Here is a 390-nt window from a genome sequence, read left to right as displayed (position 1 = left end):
GCACTAACAATGAACAACTCCCTGAAGAGCAGGCTTACGTTAACGCCAGTGCTGCGTATCTATCCACTCCTATTGGAGAGTCGTCAGAAATTGACTTAACAGCATATGTCGATTCATCAGCTCCCACGACTATCCTAGACGTTGCTCCACTCACTGACTTAGATGAATGCGCCACCGCCGTTTCTTCATACGACGGGCTGTTGATCTACACAGATTTTAGTCAAGCTATTGGGTGCAGCTACGCATACACAGTGAGTAGTGGGGAAATTACAAGTAGTAATACAATTCAAGTTAACGCCAGCTCAAGCATAGCCGGGGTTCCGCCTTTTTTCGAAACGATTCACGTTAATGGCAGCCTGGGCGGTCAAGATATAACCATAAATTTGGAAG

1 protein-coding gene is annotated in these 390 nt (G+C 46.2%); it reads left to right on the top strand.

The window, feature by feature from the left end:
• The coding region (locus AB4486_RS24510; protein WP_372119260.1) for a hypothetical protein at positions 1–390 on the top strand (390 nt) is incomplete at both ends.

Origin of the sequence: Vibrio sp. 10N.222.55.C6, from assembly GCF_041473395.1 — a bacterium.
Taxonomy (GTDB): domain Bacteria; phylum Pseudomonadota; class Gammaproteobacteria; order Enterobacterales; family Vibrionaceae; genus Vibrio; species Vibrio crassostreae_C.
This window is presented reverse-complemented; position numbering and strand designations above follow the sequence as displayed.